At 67.7% G+C, this 17627-nt stretch carries 18 protein-coding genes and 1 pseudogene; 11 read left to right on the top strand and 8 right to left on the bottom strand.

Going from position 1 to position 17627, the window contains the following annotated elements:
• The first annotated feature begins 161 nt into the window (after window positions 1-161).
• The gene (locus OH735_RS30760) at window positions 162-920 is read left to right on the top strand and encodes an IS6 family transposase (protein WP_406384948.1); all 759 of its coding nucleotides are present in this window, start codon (window positions 162-164) and stop codon (window positions 918-920) included.
• A 226-nt stretch (window positions 921-1146) separates the two neighbouring features.
• On the opposite strand, the gene OH735_RS30765 is transcribed toward OH735_RS30760, so the two are convergent.
• Window positions 1147-1938 (bottom strand): FCD domain-containing protein, encoded by a 792-nt coding sequence (locus OH735_RS30765; protein WP_406384950.1) that lies wholly within the window; start codon window positions 1936-1938, stop codon window positions 1147-1149.
• A gap of 256 nt (window positions 1939-2194) precedes the next feature.
• On the opposite strand from OH735_RS30765, the gene OH735_RS30770 reads away from it, so the two are divergent.
• The 3 genes from OH735_RS30770 (at window position 2195) to OH735_RS30780 (ending at window position 6773) form a co-directional block, all read left to right on the top strand.
• Window positions 2195-3541 carry an MFS transporter gene (locus OH735_RS30770; protein ID WP_406384952.1) on the top strand — a complete coding sequence of 449 codons (1347 nt, stop codon included), beginning with the start codon at window positions 2195-2197 and terminating at the stop codon, window positions 3539-3541.
• A 44-nt stretch (window positions 3542-3585) separates the two neighbouring features.
• Window positions 3586-4593, top strand: a complete 1008-nt coding sequence (locus tag OH735_RS30775; protein ID WP_406384953.1) for an arginase family protein — start codon at window positions 3586-3588, stop codon at window positions 4591-4593.
• A gap of 698 nt (window positions 4594-5291) precedes the next feature.
• Window positions 5292-6773, top strand: coding sequence for an aspartate ammonia-lyase (locus OH735_RS30780; protein ID WP_406386817.1), 1482 nt, complete (start codon window positions 5292-5294; stop codon window positions 6771-6773).
• A gap of 611 nt (window positions 6774-7384) precedes the next feature.
• On the opposite strand, the gene OH735_RS30785 is transcribed toward OH735_RS30780, so the two are convergent.
• Together OH735_RS30785 and OH735_RS30790 are read right to left on the bottom strand one after the other, a co-directional pair.
• Window positions 7385-7630 carry a hypothetical protein gene (locus OH735_RS30785; protein ID WP_406384955.1) on the bottom strand — a complete coding sequence of 82 codons (246 nt, stop codon included), beginning with the start codon at window positions 7628-7630 and terminating at the stop codon, window positions 7385-7387.
• A gap of 31 nt (window positions 7631-7661) precedes the next feature.
• A pseudogene (locus tag OH735_RS30790) lies at window positions 7662-7958 on the bottom strand (transposase); the annotation flags it as partial.
• Between the two features lie 427 nt (window positions 7959-8385).
• Here OH735_RS30790 and OH735_RS30795 point away from each other — a divergent pair.
• On the top strand, window positions 8386-9615 hold the full coding sequence (locus OH735_RS30795) for an IS110 family transposase (RefSeq protein ID WP_406386818.1): 1230 nt from the start codon (window positions 8386-8388) through the stop codon (window positions 9613-9615).
• A complete protein-coding gene (locus tag OH735_RS30800; RefSeq protein ID WP_406384956.1) occupies window positions 9557-9904 on the top strand; it encodes a hypothetical protein in 348 nt (115 codons plus the stop codon). Before OH735_RS30795 ends, OH735_RS30800 begins: the two co-directional genes overlap by 59 nt.
• Before the next feature lie 46 nt (window positions 9905-9950).
• Here the strand turns inward: OH735_RS30800 and OH735_RS30805 are convergent, their stop codons facing one another.
• The gene (locus tag OH735_RS30805) at window positions 9951-10397 is read right to left on the bottom strand and encodes a hypothetical protein (RefSeq protein ID WP_406384957.1); all 447 of its coding nucleotides are present in this window, start codon (window positions 10395-10397) and stop codon (window positions 9951-9953) included.
• A 464-nt stretch (window positions 10398-10861) separates the two neighbouring features.
• On the opposite strand from OH735_RS30805, the gene OH735_RS30810 reads away from it, so the two are divergent.
• Window positions 10862-11809: a Ku protein gene (locus OH735_RS30810; protein ID WP_406384958.1), complete on the top strand. Its 948-nt coding sequence runs from the start codon at window positions 10862-10864 to the stop codon at window positions 11807-11809.
• 20 nt (window positions 11810-11829) lie between these two features.
• Window positions 11830-12783 carry an ATP-dependent DNA ligase gene (locus OH735_RS30815; protein ID WP_406384959.1) on the top strand — a complete coding sequence of 318 codons (954 nt, stop codon included), beginning with the start codon at window positions 11830-11832 and terminating at the stop codon, window positions 12781-12783.
• Between the two features lie 10 nt (window positions 12784-12793).
• On the opposite strand, the gene OH735_RS30820 is transcribed toward OH735_RS30815, so the two are convergent.
• From OH735_RS30820 to OH735_RS30830, 3 genes are all read right to left on the bottom strand, one after another.
• Entirely contained in the window at window positions 12794-13132 is a 339-nt protein-coding gene (locus OH735_RS30820) for a DUF6233 domain-containing protein (RefSeq protein ID WP_406384960.1), read from the bottom strand.
• A 3-nt stretch (window positions 13133-13135) separates the two neighbouring features.
• Window positions 13136-13486, bottom strand: coding sequence for a hypothetical protein (locus OH735_RS30825; protein WP_406384961.1), 351 nt, complete (start codon window positions 13484-13486; stop codon window positions 13136-13138).
• 137 nt (window positions 13487-13623) lie between these two features.
• Window positions 13624-13788, bottom strand: coding sequence for a DUF6207 family protein (locus OH735_RS30830; RefSeq protein ID WP_406384963.1), 165 nt, complete (start codon window positions 13786-13788; stop codon window positions 13624-13626).
• A 319-nt stretch (window positions 13789-14107) separates the two neighbouring features.
• Between OH735_RS30830 and OH735_RS30835 the strand changes: the two genes are divergently transcribed.
• Together OH735_RS30835 and mobF are read left to right on the top strand one after the other, a co-directional pair.
• A complete protein-coding gene (locus OH735_RS30835) occupies window positions 14108-14461 on the top strand; it encodes a nucleotide pyrophosphohydrolase (protein ID WP_406384964.1) in 354 nt (117 codons plus the stop codon).
• A gap of 137 nt (window positions 14462-14598) precedes the next feature.
• Window positions 14599-16569, top strand: a complete 1971-nt coding sequence (mobF, locus tag OH735_RS30840; RefSeq protein ID WP_406384965.1) for a MobF family relaxase — start codon at window positions 14599-14601, stop codon at window positions 16567-16569.
• A 384-nt stretch (window positions 16570-16953) separates the two neighbouring features.
• Here mobF and OH735_RS30845 read toward each other — a convergent pair whose 3' ends face one another.
• Window positions 16954-17145 (bottom strand): hypothetical protein, encoded by a 192-nt coding sequence (locus OH735_RS30845; protein ID WP_406384966.1) that lies wholly within the window; start codon window positions 17143-17145, stop codon window positions 16954-16956.
• Between the two features lie 110 nt (window positions 17146-17255).
• Between OH735_RS30845 and OH735_RS30850 the strand changes: the two genes are divergently transcribed.
• The gene (locus OH735_RS30850) at window positions 17256-17594 is read left to right on the top strand and encodes a peptidase inhibitor family I36 protein (RefSeq protein WP_406384967.1); all 339 of its coding nucleotides are present in this window, start codon (window positions 17256-17258) and stop codon (window positions 17592-17594) included.
• Window positions 17595-17627: the final 33 nt, after the last annotated feature.

Below are 17627 nucleotides of genomic sequence, written 5' to 3' on the forward strand. Positions count from 1 at the left end.
CCGGCCACCGCCGCCGGATACCGCGGGCTGCTCGCGTGGGCCGGCGGCTTGGGCACGGTGCGGCGGGCCGGGGTGGAGGGGACCGGGTCTTTCGGAGCGGCCCTGTCCCGTGCTGTCCCAGGGCGTGGAAGGGCGTTGTCACGTTGGCTGACCGGCCTGGGATGATCTTGGAGTTGATCGTGCTGGGGAGGGGTTCGCTCGTGTCGTCCGCGTCGCCGTCGTACAAGGGGCACCGGTACCCGGTGGAGATCATCGCGCACTGCGTGTGGCTGTACTTCCGCTTCCCGCTCAGCTTCCGCGAGGTCGAGGAGCTGATGCTTGAGCGCGGCGTGATCGTCTCCCACGAGACCGTCCGGCGCTGGTGTGCGAAGTTCGAGCAGGCCTACGCCAACTCCCTGCGCCGCCGGCGGCCCCGCCCGGGCGACAAGTGGCACCTGGACGAGGTCTTCGTGAAGATCAACGGCGAGCTGAAGTACCTGTGGCGGGCCGTCGACGCCGACGGCAACGTGCTCAACATCCTGGTCCAGGGCCGAAGGGACAAGGCCGCGGCCCGACGCTTCTTCCGTAAGCTGCTCAAGAAGGCCATCACCGCGCCGCGGGTGGTGGTCACCGACAAGCTCCGCTCCTACGGCGCGGCCCACCGCGAGGTCATGCCCTCCGTGGAACACCGCTCCCACAAGGGCCTGAACAATCGGGCCGAGAACTCCCACCAGCCCACCCGGCAACGCGAACGCGCCATGAAGGGCTTCCGCTCCGTCGGCGGAGCCCAGCGGTTCCTGGCCGCGTTCAGCGGCATCTCACCCCACTTCCGACCACGCCGCCACCTGATGACCGCCACCGAATACCGCACCGAGATGACCACCCGCTTCGCCATCTGGGACCAGATCACCGGCGCCACCGCCCTGCCCACCGCAGCGTGACCCAGGCCCCCGCCCGACCCCTACACACCCTGACGCACCCTCAATCGATCAACACCCCACCAACGTGACAACGCCGGCGGGTGGCGTGTTCGATGACGGCGAGAATGTACGTGTCCGTTCACGGTCACGGTCTCGATGAAGTCCATGGCTAGTGCCGCATCAGGCAACGTTCGCCCTGTTGCGACGTGACGCGCCGTCCGAGTGCGGCTCGGGCGGACTGCATCCTTCACGGTAGGCGGAGGAGGCGTTCGAGCAGCTCAGAGTCGTAACGGACGATGAAGGTGTCGACCTCTTCCAGTAGTCGGTCGAGGTGGGCTCGCATCAGCTCGGCGGCGCGCTCTGCGTCGCGCTGGGCCATGGCCTCGATGATGGATCCGTGTTCGGACACGCTGACGGCGCCGTGGTGATGCGCCTCCAGGATGACGTCCAGCGCCGCCTCGACGTGATCATGGCTGTCATCGAGCACGATGGCGACCATCGCCCGCACCAGGGGATTGCGCGCGGGCGCGCTCAGCAGGCGATGGAAGGTGAGTGCGATGTCCCTGGGAGGCCGCTCCTTGACCTTGGCCCGGTCGTGGTGCTCGGCCACGACCGTGCGCAGAACGGCGAGTTCGGCGTCGGAGATGTGCGTGGTGGCGTCACGTACAGCCTCGGGTTCAATCGCCCGCCGGGCCTTGAGCAGGTTGATCACGTCCTGAGCGGTGCGCACCTCGGACGCCGACACAAGGCTTGCGCTCCGGGACGTGCGCCGCAGACGCTCGACCGCTCTGTTGCCCGCGTCGGTGAGGACGCGGCCCTTGGCTCCCACCTGGAGAGTCAGGCCTTCGGCATCGAGCTGGCGCAGTCGTCGCGCCACGGTGGATTCGGACAGGTGCCGTCCCCGCTCGGCCAGCGCTGCACTGATCTGCCGGGCGCCCACCGGGCTGCCGACTTCGTCGATGACGACGAGCAGTGCGTCGCCGGTGCTGTCGTCCAGCCGGCTCGACACCAGGGGTGCGTCGTGCACCGCTTCGCTCACAGCACTCCTTGTGGTGACGGCGGTTTGAACCGCTGCGCAGTCTGAAGAGGTCGAGGAGCCAGTATGCCATTTCCGATTGTCGACCTCCAAGAGCGACAGACGTCCGTCACTATTGACGGACATCTGTCGCTCCGGGCAGACTCCAGGCCATCGACATGAGCGCCGCCCACCTCGCGGGGACGGCGGCGCCGACTGAGCGCCTGACGTTGGCACGGCACGTGGCGGCTCAGACGTCCCACCTCCAGGAAGAGATGCGATGACTACTTCTGTCGGGGCTGCCGCCCCTCCCGCGGAGCGCCGCTCCCGTGTCAGATGGGTCATGATCTGGCTGGCCTTCGCCGGTCTGACCATCGCCTATGTGGACCGGGCCAACATTTCGGTCGCGCTTCCCTACATGACCAAGGACCTGCACATCGACCCGGCGCTCTCGGGTCTGCTGCTCGGCGCGTTTTTCTGGACGTACTCCCTGTTCCAGATCCCGATGGGCTGGCTCGTCGACCGCTTCGGCAGCCGAGTGCTGTACGCCGCGGCCGTCGCGTGGTGGTCGCTCATCACCTTCGCCATGGCAGCCGTCCGCGGGGTCGGCTCGCTGATCGGCGCCCGGCTGCTGCTCGGGGTCGGTGAGGCGGCCGCGTTCCCGGCCTGTACGAAGGTCGTGGAGCGGTGGTTCCCCCGCCAGGAGCGAGGCACAGCGTCGGGGATCTACGACAGCGGAGCGCGAGGCGGCACGCTGCTCGCCACCCCCTTGGTGACCGCGCTGATCGCGGCCGTCGGGTGGCGCGGCTCGTTCATCGTCACCGGGGTGCTCGGCATGATCTGGGTGGTGTTCTGGCTGAAGATGTACCGCGACCCCCGCAAGCATCCGAAGGTCAACGAGGCGGAGCTCGCCTACATCGAGGCCGGCCAAAAAAAGCAGGACGCCGACGCATCAGACGACGGCCCGCAACTGCGCTGGCGCGACCTGCTCCGGTACCGAACGGTCTGGGGGATGGCGCTGGGATTCTCCTGCCAGTCCTTCGTGATCTACTTCTTCATCACCTGGTTCCCGTCATACCTCGTCGAGGCACGCGGCTTCTCCCTGCTCACGTTGGGCGTGTTCGGCACGATCCCGGCAATCATCGCATTCATCGGCAACTTCGGGGGCGGCTGGGCCTCGGACGCATTGGTCAGACGCGGCCACAGCCTGACCTTCGCCCGCAAGTCCTGCATCATCGCCGGCATGCTGGTGTCCGCGCTGATCGGCCTGGCGGCCGTGGTCGACAACAGCATGGTGGCGCTTGCCCTGCTGTCCTTGTCCTTCGGCGGGGTCACCTTCGCCACGTCGAGCATCGTGACGCTGCCCGCCGACATCGCGCCGCTCTCGACGCGGTCGTGGGCGTCCACAATCCAGGGCGTCCAGAACTCCGTGTCCAATCTCGCCGGCGTCGCCAGCCCGTTCGTCATCGGCCTGATCTACAGCAGCACCGGCTCCTTCGTCGGCGGACTCCTCGCCGCTGCCGGCGTCGCCATCGCCGGCTGCCTTATCTACCTCTTCATGGTCGGGGACATCAAGCCGCTCGAAGTCAAAGCCCGGCCAGACGCCACAGCAGAGCCCGTCCGCTGAACCACTACCCCCACATCGCTGACAAGCACAACTGGAGAAGCACCATGTCCGAAGCCAAGCTCAACCTCCCGTTCACCGGCATCCCGTCCTTCATGCGAGCGCCGATCGTGGGCAACCTCGACGAACTCGATGCCGACATCGCCATCCTGGGCGTGCCCAGCGACGAGGGCTCGCCGTGGTACCCCGGTGCCCGAATGGCACCGCGCCAGATTCGCGAGATGTCCGTCCGGTACGCCGAGTACGGCCCCACCCAGCGCCACGGCGGCTACTACGACCTCGATGAGGACCGCCGGTACCTGGTGCATGAGACCAAGAACAACCGCATCGTCGACTGCGGCGACGTCGACATCGTCTACACCAACCCCGAGCAGACGATGAACAACGTCACCCGCTCGGTCCGCAAGATCCTTGACGCCGGCGCGCTGCCGGTCGTCTACGGCGGCGACCACGCCATCTCCTACGGCGTCGTCCGCGCCTACGAACAGCCCGTCATCCTGCTGCACTTCGACGCTCACCTCGACTTCAGGCCGTTCGTTCACGGCGCCCAGTACGGCAACGGCAGTCCGGTCCGGAAGATGTCCTCCCTCAACCAGGTCGAACAGATGGTGCAGGTCGGCATGCGCAGCATGCGGATGAGCCAGGACGACCTGGCCGACGCCCGGCGCCACGGCAACGACGTCATCACCATGAAGCAGTACCGCCGGCACGGACTGGAGCGTCTCCTGGACAAGATACCCGCGGGCGCCTCGGTCTACGTCAGCATGGACATCGACGTCCTCGACATGCCACTTGTCCCAGGATGCGCCTCTGCCGAGCCCGACGGATTCGGCTACGAAGAGATGAAGCAGACGCTGTTCGGCATCGCCCGGCACGCCGATGTCGTCGGATTCGACATCGTCGAGATCAACCCGATGATCGACGTCCGGTCCAACAACACCTCCCTGCTCGGAGCCCAACTGGGCGTGGAATTCATGGCGAGGGTGGCCGACAGCGAGCCGTACCTGCGCAGGAACGGCCGACTTCCGGCGGCCGAGCCGGCGCACACCAGCTGAACCTTCGCCAGTCCACGGGTCCGGCCGCGCTCCCCGGCGCGGCCAGCCGACAACCCGGTGGAAAAGAACGCCCCCCTCTCCGAGCTCGTCGAGCATCCGGCCTGTGCGGACAACCCGGTGCCGAAGGGGTTCCCTGACGCACTCTGTGAGCGAACAGGCCATGCCTGCCGCCGCAGCGCCGGCGGACGACCGGCCCCGACGTCACCATCGTGTCCGCTGCCAAGGGCTGGAGCCTGCGGCAGAACTGTGCCGACGACGCAGGCCCCATCAAGGACAGCCACCGCCGACTCGAACCCGAAATCGCTGACGCCGCAGACGTCGCCATCCGGGGCTCCGGCACTCTCGGCGCATCGTCGCGGACCAAACATGCAGAGCTCCATCACCTTGGTCCCGATGGCCGACGAAGAGCTCGCCAAGGACGACGTCGATGCCATGGTGGCCAACACCGGCGCGACGTCATCGAAGAGATGGCGTATCGGTCGAACTCGCAGTCCCCAGCCGGAAGCCGGTGGTGTTCGCCGGCTCCGCCCGCCCAGAAAACGGCCACAGCACGAGGCCCACGACCTGCTATCACCGGTCCGGGCGGCCCAATGAGGTCGTTCGACATAGACGACACCCTTGGGCCGCCTGGACCGGCTCGGCGGCATTCCGCCGCAGACCGCCATCCACCGCGACCGACATCGAGAAAGCGAACCATCATGACCGCCAGCACCGCCCACGCGACCACCGGCATCGCGGAAGCCGGTTCCCCTCCCGGCGGGATTCGGCTCGAGCACGACCTGCTCGGCGACCGGTCCATCGACGACCGGGCATACTTCGGCGTCCACACCCTGCGCGCCACCGAGAACTTCCCGATCACCGGAATCCCGATCAGCACCTACCCCGATCTGGTCGTCGCGCTGGCGTGCGTGAAGCAGGCCGCAGCCCTCAGCAACGCGGAACTCGGCCTGCTCGACACCGACAAGGCCGACGCGATCGCCGCCGCCTGCGAGGACATCCGGGCAGGCTCTCTCCACGAGCACTTCGTCGTCGACGTCATCCAAGGCGGCGCCGGCACCTCGACGAACATGAACGCCAACGAGGTCATTGCCAACCGCGCGCTGGAGCACCTCCACCGCGACCGTGGGGACTATGCGGTGATGCACCCGCTCGAACACGTCAACATGAGCCAGTCCACCAACGACGTCTACCCGACCGCCGTCAAGATCGCCCTGCAGTTCGCCATCCGTCGCCTGCACGGCACGTTGACCGAGCTGTCCGAGGCTTTCAACACCAAAGCCGTCGAGTTCGCCAACGTGCTGAAGATGGGCCGCACCCAGCTGCAGGACGCCGTTCCGATGACCCTTGGACAGGAGTTCGGCGCCTACAGTGTGATGGTCGCCGAAGACGCCGAACGCCTACTCGAAGCCGGAGAGTTGATCAGCGAGATCAACCTTGGCGGCACAGCGATCGGCACCGGGATCAATGCCCACCCCCACTACGCCGGGCTCGCTTGTCGGCGCTTGCGAGAGATTTCCGGTGTACCGGTCATCACCGCGCCCGATCTCGTGGAAGCCACGCAGGACGTCGGGGCGTTCGTGCAACTCTCCGGGGTGCTCAAGCGCACCGCGGTGAAGCTGTCGAAGATCTGCAACGACCTGCGCCTGTTGTCCTCGGGCCCCCGCACCGGCCTCTCAGAAATCAATCTCCCGGCGGTGCAGGCCGGGTCGAGCATCATGCCCGGCAAAGTCAATCCGGTGATCCCCGAGGTCGTCAACCAGGTCGCCTTCGAGGTCGTCGGCAACGACGTAGCCATCAGCATGGCCGCTGAGGGCGGACAGTTGCAGCTCAACGCCTTCGAGCCGATCATCACGCATGCACTGTTCGAGTCGATCACCCACCTGAACAGCGCCTGCCACACTCTGACCAACCGCTGCATCACCGGGATCACAGCCAACGAGGCGCACCTGCTCCGTGTCGTCGAACAGTCCATCGGAGTCGTGACCGCCCTCAACCCCCACATCGGCTACGCCGCCGCGTCCGAGGTAGCAGCCGCGGCGCTCACCACCGGGCGCAGCATCCCCGCTCTGGTCGTGGAGCAAGGCCTGCTCACCGAAGAGCAAGTTGCCAACATCCTCCGCCCGGAGGCCCTCATCCCGACCATGCAAAGAGAACACGCCACCGACGCCAGGGAGGTGTGATCCGCTCCGCCCGTCCCGGCCCGTTCGGCCGACGGTGGGCCCAGCCTGCTGCCTCGTTGGATACGTTGCCGCAGGTCAGAACCAGAACGGTTCCCGTGTTCACACGCTGTTCGATCGACGGAGGAGGAGCCCGGCTATACCTCCGCGGCATCGCCACGACTACCCCGCAGCACTTCGTCGTAGCCTCCCCGGACGACACATAGCAACCGTCCGGGAAGTTCCCCGACCCCCGAGGGGGCGGGGACGCACCGCATCCGGCCCATATCCGCCAGGTTCGAGTTGGTGACGAGTAAGGAGGCGTCAGCGCCGGTTCCTCGCGTACTCCTTTCCGTCTCGCTTGCCGGATCCGCACCATCTGGCAGTGCTGATACGCCCCGGCTTTGTCAGGGCCGCTTGCCACCCTCCCCGGCACCTCCCGGGTCGGGCTGCCCTCAGCTTCAACCGACCTGCTGCGACAGGACGGCGGTGGCGTCTGTCACCACCACTCGAACAGCGCACGCTTCACGGCGCACCTATGTCCTTCGTCAAGCGGGGCGTGGGGTTCTGGGTTGGTAGAAGGTGCCGTCGCGGCCGGCGGGGGGAGCCCCCGGGCGCGCGAAGCTGCGGGCCGGTTAGCGGCTGCCGGCGGCGGCAGCGGCGGAGACGGGTGCGGTGAGCATCCCTTCGACGGCGTCGACGAAGGGCACCGCCCAGGCTGGAGGGTCCTCGCCGGGGGAGGTGTCGCCTCTTCGCTCGTGGTCGGCCGCGGTGTGCACCAGGACCAGGCCGAGCATACGGAGCCGCTGTTCCAGCACCGGCTCGGGCAGATCGGCGAGGCAGCGGCGGATGCCCTGCCGGACTAGCCGGTGACTTCGCACATGGGGTTTTAGGGCCTGTTCCGGGTTGAGATCACTCGGTGGGGCGGAGGCTGCGGATCCAGATGAGGGAGCCGCGTAGGTGGAGCCCTGCGAGGTAGCTGGCGGAGGTTTTGTCGAAGCGGGTGGCGAGGCCGCGCCAGTCCTTGATCTTGTTGATGCAACGCTCCACGCTGTTGCGCTCCTTGTAAAGATCGGCGTCGTGGCTGACGGGTCGTCCGCCCCGGCGGCCCTTCTTCTTGCGGTTCGCGGCCTGGTCCTTCTTCTCCGGGATGACGGCCTTGATGTTGCGTTTGCGCAGGTGGGCGCGGTTGGCGCGGGAGGAATATGCCTAATGGGAAGCGAACGTCGGCGGTAGCTGCCGTTCTGGGGGCGCGAGCCGAGCCTTTGAATACGCCCGGGCCTGAGAGCCCTGTTGACAAGACGAGGTTGGCTCGCGCCCAGCAGTCAGGGCATGAGTGCTCGGAACCAGGTGCGGTTCTGTCTGTTTGGGCCTCGAAGTGGTCCTGTTGCTGCGGGCCGGTCCATCTGCGCCCACCGGGAGGTTTGCTGTCCGTAGTCCGAGCCGGTTGTGCGGATCACCTCTCAGCTCTGCCTTGAGCTTTCAGCTCTGACGCGGACCGAGGGCCGTACGACTCGCTGGGGTTGCGAACGGCTGGTGGGATGACGTGCCTTGAGCACTTCCATTAGGGAGCACGCGCACCCTGCACAGGCTCTGGCCTGGGAAAAGAGTCACGCCGAAGGAGAAGCATATGGAGATCACCGAGTTACCGACGCCAGTCTTCTGTGGCGTGGACTGGGCCGAAGACCACCACGACATTGCACTGGTCGATGCGGGCGGAAAGCAACTCGCCAAGATGCGGATCAGCGACGATGCTGCAGGGTTTGCCCAGCTCATGGCCCTGTTGGCTGAGCACGGCGATAGCGAGGACGCTCCGATCCCGGTGGCGATCGAGACGTCACGCGGACTGCTTGTCGCGTGCCTGCGAGCCACCGGCCGGCCGGTCTTCGCGATCAACCCGCTGGCCGTTGCCCGCTACCGCGACCGCTACTCTGTCGCCCGCAAGAAGTCGGACGCCGTCGACGCCGCGGCCCTGGCCAACATCCTGCGGACCGACATGGCCGCCCACAGATCGCTGCCGGCGGACTCCGAACTCGTTCAAGCCATCGCCGTGCTCGCCCGGGCCCAACAAGACGCCGTCTGGGCCCGCGGCCAGGCCCACAACAAGCTTCGCTCCCAGCTGAGAGGGTTCTACCCAGCAATCCTCGACGCCTTCGCCCAGCACAAACACGGCCTGTGCTCGAGGGAAGCCCGCAGCATTCTGGCTGCAGCACCGACCCCCACCATTGCCGCGAAACTGACACGGCGGCGCCTGCAGTCACTGCTCAGGCAGGCAGGCCGGGTCCGCGGCATCCAGACCGAAGCCGAAAGGCTCCACGAGGTCTTCAAACGCGACTACCTCCACCAGCTCCCGCAGGTCGAGGCGGCTCTCGGGCATCAGACGTCTGCTCTGCTCAGGCAGCTGAACACCGCCTGCGACAACGCCAGCCAGCTCGAAGAAGCCGTCACGCAAGCCTTCGAAGAGCATCCGGACGCACCCGTGATCCGCAGCTTTCCGGGTCTCGCCGCACTGACCGGCGCCCGGGTCCTGGCGGAGATCGGCGATGACCGGGCTCGATTTGCCAGCGCCGGTTCCTTGAAGGCCTACGCGGGAAGTGCCCCGGTCACCAGAGCCAGCGGCAAGAGCTGCAAGGTCATGAGTCGGAAGGTCAAGAACCAGCGACTGGCTGCCGTCGGCTACGTCTGGGCCTTCGTCTCTCTCACCAGGTCGCCAGGCGCCAGAGCCCACTACGACCGCCGACGAGCAGCTGGCGACCGTCACGTCGCAGCACAGCGGAACCTCTTGCACCGGCAGCCCATGGCGGGACATGCCCGACGACCACGGCGCCTGGACGACGGTCTACCACCGGTTCCTGCAGTGGCGTGACCTGGGCGTCTTTGAAGCCCTGATGGACGGCGTGATCGCCGAGGCCGCCGCGCGCGGACAGGTCGACCTCAGCCTGGTCAGCGTGGACTCCACCGTAGCCCGGGCCCACCACGACGCCGCCGGCATGGTCGTGGACGCCGAGGTCCTCACCGCGCTGGAGAAGGCGGCCGAGGAGGAAAAGGGGGCACGCGCAAGGGAGGAAAAGGGCAGACGGGGGCGGGCGCCGAACCTGTCAGCCCGGAACGTGAAGAGCGTCGGCGAGTGCGCCGACGGCAACGGGCCCGGCTGAAAGCGGCCCTGCTGGGACGCTCGCGCGGCGGCCTGACCGGAAAGGTTCACCTCTCCGCCGACCGGCGCTGCCGCCCGCTGTCCTTCGTCCTCACCCCGGGACAGTCCGCCGACAGCCCCCAGTTCACCGCCGTCCTGGCCGGCATCAAGGTCCGCGGCCCGGTCGGCCGCCCCCGCACCCGCCCGGACGCCGTCGCTGGTGACAGCGTCAGGGTGTACGGCGCGATGTCGACAGCGCGCTTGGCGACCTCGGCTATCAGCTGGTCGATCTCGGCACCGGTCGCGCTGTCCTGCGGTCCGGCGTGCAGAACAGTGACGTGCATCCACTCCGGGCGCACCGGACACACGCCGGGCTGCTCAACGAGCGTGCGGTAGGGCTCGTACAAGTACTTCCGGGCGACGTCCTCCCCAGGGATCACGAGCCAGTGGAGATCTTTCCGGAAGGGTGGCCAGGTGTGCATCCGGGTCTCTACCTGTGCGAAGAAGTCCTTCATGCGGTCACGCTACCGGCACTGATCTTCCATCAAGCCCGTCCGGCTCTCTGGGCTGTGCGACAGAGTGGTGCTGGATCAGTTGCGTCGGCTGGCCTTTTTGAGGGATCCTGCGACCTCGGCCCAGTAGTACGCCTCGCGTGCGGCGCCGGCATGGCACGGCTCAACGGACATGGTCCCCACCTCTCGCTGTCAGTACCGAGATCAGCCTAGTGAGACTCGCTCTTCCAAGGGAGCGACTGCAGCATTGGGTTGGTCCCGCACCTCGGACAGCACCACATAGCTCCACCCCCCCCGGCAGACCTGCCCGTGATCCACATGCGTCGCCGGGGCCCTGGCGTGAGGATCGGGGTACGGGCGGTGGCCCGGCCGCGCCCCGACCCCTCGTACGTACGGGGTTGGCACCCCTTCCCTGGCGCTCCGGTCCGCTTCCCGGCTCACACCGCTAGGGGGGCCTGGAGGTAGGTATGCCGCGGCCCTTGTGGACCGGTGCGATCAGCTTTGGCCTGGTCACAATCCCCGTCAAGATCATTAGTGCGACCGAGGACCGGTCGGTCCGCTTCCATCAGGTCCACCTGAAGGACATGGGCAGGGTCCGCACCCGCAAGGTCTGCGAGCTCGATGACGAGGTCGTGCCGCAGGAGGAGATCGGCAAGGGCTACGAGCTCACCAAGGACCAAATGGTCCCGATCTCTGATGAAGAGCTGGACGAGATGCCGCTGCCGACGGCCAAGGCGATCGAGATCGCCGCGTTCATCTCGGCCGACAGCATTGACCCGATCCGGATTGGCGACAGCTACTACCTCGCGGTCGACGGTCAGGTCGCTGCCAAGCCCTACACCCTGCTCCGCAAGGCGCTGGAGCGCTCTGACAAGGTCGCCGTCGCGAAATTTGCCTGGCATGGCCGCGAGCGCCTCGGACTCCTTCGCGTGCGTGAGGGTGCGATCGTGCTGCACAGCTTGCGGTGGCCGGACGAGATCCGCAGCCCCCAATCCCTCGCCCCCAGGACCATCGATCTGGACGACGACGAGATCGAACGGGCCGTCCAGCTCACCGACACGATGGCCATGGACGACGCCAGCGGCTTCCGGGACCAGTACCGCGACGCCCTGGAAGAGCTGATCGAGGCGAAGTCGGAGGGCAAGGAGCTCCGGGAGCCGGCCCAGGGCGAGGAGCGGGAATCCGGGAAGGTCATGGACCTGATGGCCGCTCTGAACGCCTCGGTCAAGGCGGCCAAGGAAGCGCGCGGCGAGCACGGCGAGGACGCGACCGTGCACGAGATGCGGCCCAGCAAGAAGACATCGGCGAAGGAGAAGACCGTCCCGGCCAAGAAGACGACGGCGAAGAAGACGACGGCGGCCGCGAAGAAGAGTACGGCCAGGAAACCGGCTGCGAAGAAGCGCAGCGCGTCCTGACCGGACAAGGGCGCGCCATCATGGTCACGTTGCCGCGGATTGCTCCCATGCTCGCCACCCCCGGCAGCCTGCCGCCCGCGGCCGTCGAAGACCGGTGGGCGTTCGAGGTGAAGCAGGACGGTCAGCGCGCCATGGTCTACCTGCCGGGCGACGGGACTACGGTTCTGCGGGCCCGGTCCGGCGCGGACATCACCGCCGCCTACCCGGAATTCGACCCACTTGGCTCCGTGCTCGGCCGGCCCGCAGTCCTGGACGGTGAGATCGTCGCTCTCGATAGCGAGGGGCGCAGTGACTTCGAGCGGTTGCAGTCCCGGATGGGGCTGGCCGGATCTCCGACGAAGGCTGCCCGCATGGCCCAGGTCGTGCCAGCCCACCTGATCCTGTTCGACGCCGTGTTCCTGGACCACAGCCTGGTCCGGCTGCCGTACACCCAGCGCCGCACCCTCCTGGAGGACCTGGACCTGAACGGGGCCCATTGGTCGACGCCGGCAGCGGTCGTCGGGCACGGAGCTCAGGCCCTGGAGCTGACCCGGACCGCAGGACTTGAGGGCGTGCTCGCCAAGCGGCTCACCTCCCGGTACGAACCGGGTGTCCGCTCGCGCGCGTGGATCAAGATCCGTCACGTCCGTACCGCCGACGTGATCGTCGGCGGGTGGGTGCCCGGCCGCGGCCGGCTCGCCGGTCTCCCCGGCGCCCTTCTGCTGGGGGAACGGCACGAGGGCGCCTTGCGGTATGTGGGCAGCGTCGGCACCGGGTGGAGCGACACGGAGCGCACCACCCTCGCAACCCTGCTCCACATGGCCGCGATTGACGAGTGCCCGTTCGACGAGGCACCCGGGGTGGCCGGCGCACGGTGGGTGCTGCCCCGCCTGGTCGGCGAAGTCCGCTACGCGGCCCGGACCCGGGCAGGCCGACTGCGCCACCCCTCCTGGCACCGCCTGCGCCCCGACCTCGCCCCGGACGACATCACATGACCGCCCGGGCCTACGGCAACAGTCCCGTCTCCGGACTGCAGATCTCGCACTTCACGATGTACGTCTCATGCGTCACCGCAAGCCGCGCCTCCGTGCGATTGAGCCGATGCCCGTCTTTGGCCCCGAATACGGCGCAGCCACCACGGTGCAGCACCGGGGGCGCCTCGCCCCGCTTGGGCTGGATCTTCCACCCCTGGTCGGCGCGTGCCAGCTCCGCACGGCGCCGCTCCTGACTCTCAGCAGCCTCCAGGTCCCGGATCGCCTGATCCATCCGCTGCACCTGATACGCCAGGTACTCCCGGGTGACCCGGAGCTTGTCCAGGCGGGATATCTGCGACGGGTCGGACACGGGCTACGCCGCCTCGTCCTCGGGCTGCTCGTGGACGTGCTTCAGCGCCATACGGGCGTCGACACGGCTGCCGCCGTCCACGGAATCCCAGAAAGGGTGCGTGGACACGGTGATGCTGAGCTCCAGAAGCAACCTTTGGAAGCGGGCGACCTCAGCGGCCTGTTCCTCCGTGTACCCGGGGGAGTCGTCCTTGCGGGACTGGTACCCGGAGTGCAGTTGCTTCTCGCCTTCCCAGCCGGGCATTGGCACTGCCGACCACGGCAGGGTAGTGGCGTACTGCTCGTAGGCGGCACGGGTCTGATGGAGGGCGAGCTGGGCTTCGCGCAGGTCCTTGGGGAATTCGTACGTCGGCACACACGAATGGTACGTCTGTTCGATTAGGTGGATGTGGGGGCACGCCGCCTTCTCGTGTCAGACCCACTCGATCGGCTCTGCGGCCGTTGTCTCACCCTGGGAGCAGGGGTTTCCGATGTCCGCGAAAACGCGGGCCTTCACCCCCGGTGTCCGGGCTCGCGCCGTACAGGCGTGATGCCGGAGGTTGCCCACCGTTGCTCCAGGTCGGCCATCACTGCCCGGGCGGTCGCCTCATCGGATGTGGTGATGTCCAGGACGACCAGGCCGGGCCTGCTGACGTGCTGTTCGTCGATCTGTTTCATGTACTGCCCGACGTGGCCGGGGCGTGTTCGGTTCGCTGGCGGTGTGGGTCGCACCCGCACGAGTGAGCCGAGGGCTCCCCGGCAGGCTGCGCCCCAGGGATTTCCGCACCGATGTGGAGTCCCTGGAGCTCACCACCGAGCGGCTGCGCCACTCCAGGACGCCTTCACAGACGCGGCCGACCAGGCCCACGCGACCCTTTCTCGGTGCGCGCCTCGACCCTGCGCAATCACGGACCGCTCCCCGACCCGGACCACCGCAATCCCTGGACAGCGCGATCGGGGCAAAGGTTGCAACGGGGGGACAAGGAAAGACTGGGGCATGGACCTCAACGAACTCCAGCACCGCGCCCTGCACATCCATGACCTCTACGACGAGCTGAACCTGAGAGAACGCGGCCGGACGTGGACACGTGAGGAGTTCATGCTCGGCTTCGTCGGGGACGTCGGCGATCTGGCAAAGATCGTCATGGCACAGGAAGGAGCCCGTGACATGCCGGGTGGCCGTGCCGCTCTTGAGCACGAACTCGCGGACTGCCTGTGGTCCGTGCTGATCCTTGCGCACCGGTACGACGTCGATCTGAACGCTGCGTTCCTGCGCACGATGGACGGAATCGACCAGTCGATCACCGCGCGGGGCAGACGTGATGCCGACCAACCAGCTGCCGGAGAGTGATGACATTCGCTTCCGGCCCGGGGCCGCTTCCCGCGTGACGGGCACCTGAGAAGAAAGTTCGGCCGCTGCTCCCGCCTGGCGGGACGTACCGCTGATCTGCCTTTTCTTGCAGGTCAGAGCCGTGTGGCGTGGTCTCCATGACAGTGGATATCAGGATCGTCCGAGCCGGTCAGATGTACCGCTACTACCTGCGCCAGGTCGTCGTCGGCGACGGCCGCCGCCGGGCGCGCATGCCGCTGCGCGAGGCCCAGGAGGAGGCCGGTGTCCCGGCCGGGCGATGGATGGGCCGCGGCCTGGCCGTGCTCGGACTGACGGCGGGGGAGGAGGTCACCGAGGCGCAGCTGCGGAACCTGTTCGGCGAGCGGGGCCGGCACCCGTACGCGGACCGGATCGAGGCCGACCGGCTGGCCAAAGGCGAGTCCCCGAAGAAGGCGTGGAAGGCCGGCGCCCTCGGACGCAGGGTGACGGTCACCGGCGTCGACTTCGTCTTCCGGCCGCAGCCGACGATCTACCTGTTGTGGGCGCTGGGCGATGAGGAGACCCGGCGGGTGATCGAGGCCGCGCACGAGCGCGCGATCGAGCGGGTGCTGGAGTGGATCGAGGACGAGGTGGCGGTGATCCGGTACGGCAAGGACGGCATCCACCGTGACCGGCCGCCCGGCGGCCTGGTCGCCGCGCGCTTCCGCCACTACGAGGCACGCTCCGGGATGCCGCTGCTCCATGACCATCTGCTGCTGTCCGTGAAGGGGCAGCGCCTGGACGGGAAGTGGGGCTCGATCCACACCCTGGCCCTGCACGAGAACACCGTGGCCGCCTCCGCGCTCTACAACGAGACCGTGGCCGCTGAGGTCTGCGAGGAGCTGGGGCTGGCGACCGAGCCGCGCACCGTCACCCCGGGGCGCCGGCCGGTGATGGAGATCGCCGGGGTACCGCACGAGCTGATCCGCTGGACCTCCCGGCGCAGCGACCAGATCGCCGCCTGCATGGAGGACCTGGAGCACGAGTACGTCACCGCCGTCAAAGACGACGGCACCCTGAAATACCTGCCTGTGGTCTCCGAGACCGCCCGCGCCAAGCTGAACCAGATCGCCGCCCGCAAGACCCGACCGCCCAAGCAGAAGACCCGGCCGCTCGCGCAGCTGCGCGTCTGGTGGAAGACGAGCGCGATCCTCACCTCCGGGGTGGCCGCCGACATCATCACCTCCCTCCTCGAGTACGCCCGTGCCGCGGCTGCCGCGATCCGGGCCCGGGTCGCCGCCGTGGTCGACGTCGCCCTGGCGGCCGTCGACGTCGCCGCGACCGTGTTCGTGATGAACGACGGCGGCCGCTTCCACCGCAGGCACCTGCTCGCCGAAGCCCGGCGCCACCTCGCCCTCGTCCTGCGCGGCCGCCGCCGCGATCCCGGCCTGGACGACCAGATCGTGGCCGCCGCCATCTCCACCCACTGCCTGGACATCAGCGAGCCGACGACCGCACGCGGCCTGGAAGCCGGCTACCGCCTCTACACCGCCCGGTGGGCCCTGTCCGACCTCCCCGCCCGCCGCCGCCCACCCACTCCCGCACCCGACCCGGACCGGCAGCCCCCGGCCGATCCCGGCGAGCCGGCTGCGCCCCGGCCCCCGGGCCCGGACGCGGGGGAGTGGGAGATACCCCGCATCCCGCTGCAGTACGAGCGGGCGGTCCTCGCCGGTGCGGTGGTGCGGGAGAAGCTGCGCACCACCACCGCCGCCGCCATGCGGGGCCGGGCGTACGACGTCGCCCGGCACCAGCAGGCGGCGATGCCCGAGCAGCTGCTCGCGCCCGCGGCCGCCGACCCCGAGGACGGCGACCAGGAGCCGGACGCCGGACCACGGGAGGCGATCGACATGACGGCACTGCGGGCCTTGAAGACATCCCGCACGGACGTAGAAGCCCTCGATCTCACCGACGAACGACTGCGTCATCTCCAGGACGCCTTCAACAAGTCGGCCGACCGCGCCCGCGAAACGATGAGCCGGTACGCCGACCTGGAGGACACCACCCCACCGCGCCCGGCGCGCGAGGACGACCAGCGCGCGCACCGCCCCCAGCAGCCGGACCGACACCGCGGGCCAGAAGCCGGCCGCTGAATGCACCCGGTGCGGTCCACCCGATGCTCCCGACGATGTCGTGCACTCTCCGGATGGATGCACGACATCGCCCCGGAGTGCACAGCATCGTGGTGACGATGCACGGCATCGCCGGTGACGATGCCGTGCATCCACCCCCGCGCACCCTGCCGCGTTTCCCCTTGACACAGGCCCGTGTCAAGGGGAAACGCACCGCACCGGACACACCCGGAACACCGCATCGAGCCCACCCGATGCCCGCCGTCGAGTGGGCGCCACCGAATCGAGTGGTCTCCACTCAGTGAGACTCCGTCAACTTGAAGTCGCAGGTCAAAGGGCTGGTGTGATCGGATCGCAGGGTACTCGTGCTGGTCGCGGGCGGAACTCCGCGAAGAAGATCCTCCGTCAGCGGCTGACTTCGAGTTTCATCCGAACGAGCAGGGCGCGCAGAAGGTGGGTGGCGCGGGCGGGGTCGGTGCGGAGTTTGGTCAAGGTCCGCCAGTTCTTGAGGTGGGTGAAGCCGTGCTCGACCGGCGGCCCCCAGGGAGACGCATCAGCCCGCAACAAAGGCTTGTTTTCGCATATGGTTCCCGGCATCCAGCTGCTCTAGTGGCCGGAAGGAAGCTACATGTTCCCGACTAAAGGCGGATTTTTTAATGTCAATGCGACGCTCCCTCCTCACCCTCACCGCTGCAGCGGGCTTGGCAATGTCCGCAGCGCTCACCCCACCAGCGGCAGCAGCGGCACCCGCCGCCGAGACACCGTGGCGAAACTGCGAGGTCGGCGAGTTCTGCGTCTATGAGCACGACAACGGACTTGGCAAAGCGGCGTACTTCCGGAGTGGCACCAATGACCTGGGCGACTTCAACCTGGACAACCAAGTCTCCTCGGTATGGAACAGGACTGGCAGGTTGGTCTGCACGTACACAGATTATTTCAGCTGGGGGGACAAGTGGCCAGTAGGGAACTGGAAGGGAAATACCTCCCAGTACAACCGAAACGACAACATCAGCTCCCTGTGGGTAGGGGACGTTAACTGCAACTAGAACCTGATCGTGGGTGCCAAGGTGCCGCAGCAG

Source organism: Streptomyces sp. NBC_01618 (genome assembly GCF_045209435.1).
GTDB lineage: Bacteria > Actinomycetota > Actinomycetes > Streptomycetales > Streptomycetaceae > Streptomyces.

Coding starts and splice junctions, on each gene's coding strand:
- OH735_RS30770 (WP_406384952.1), top strand. CDS start 2,195: ATGACTACTTCTGTCGGGGCTGCCGCCCCTCCCGCGGAGCGCCGCTCC.
- OH735_RS30830 (WP_406384963.1), bottom strand. CDS start 13,788: ATGAAACAGATCGACGAACAGCACGTCAGCAGGCCCGGCCTGGTCGTC.
- OH735_RS30850 (WP_406384967.1), top strand. CDS start 17,256: ATGTCCGCAGCGCTCACCCCACCAGCGGCAGCAGCGGCACCCGCCGCC.
- mobF (WP_406384965.1), top strand. CDS start 14,599: ATGACAGTGGATATCAGGATCGTCCGAGCCGGTCAGATGTACCGCTAC.
- OH735_RS30845 (WP_406384966.1), bottom strand. CDS start 17,145: ATGCCGGGAACCATATGCGAAAACAAGCCTTTGTTGCGGGCTGATGCG.
- OH735_RS30815 (WP_406384959.1), top strand. CDS start 11,830: ATGGTCACGTTGCCGCGGATTGCTCCCATGCTCGCCACCCCCGGCAGC.
- OH735_RS30800 (WP_406384956.1), top strand. CDS start 9,557: ATGCCCGACGACCACGGCGCCTGGACGACGGTCTACCACCGGTTCCTG.
- OH735_RS30760 (WP_406384948.1), top strand. CDS start 162: ATGATCTTGGAGTTGATCGTGCTGGGGAGGGGTTCGCTCGTGTCGTCC.
- OH735_RS30775 (WP_406384953.1), top strand. CDS start 3,586: ATGTCCGAAGCCAAGCTCAACCTCCCGTTCACCGGCATCCCGTCCTTC.
- OH735_RS30810 (WP_406384958.1), top strand. CDS start 10,862: ATGCCGCGGCCCTTGTGGACCGGTGCGATCAGCTTTGGCCTGGTCACA.
- OH735_RS30780 (WP_406386817.1), top strand. CDS start 5,292: ATGACCGCCAGCACCGCCCACGCGACCACCGGCATCGCGGAAGCCGGT.
- OH735_RS30835 (WP_406384964.1), top strand. CDS start 14,108: ATGGACCTCAACGAACTCCAGCACCGCGCCCTGCACATCCATGACCTC.
- OH735_RS30805 (WP_406384957.1), bottom strand. CDS start 10,397: ATGAAGGACTTCTTCGCACAGGTAGAGACCCGGATGCACACCTGGCCA.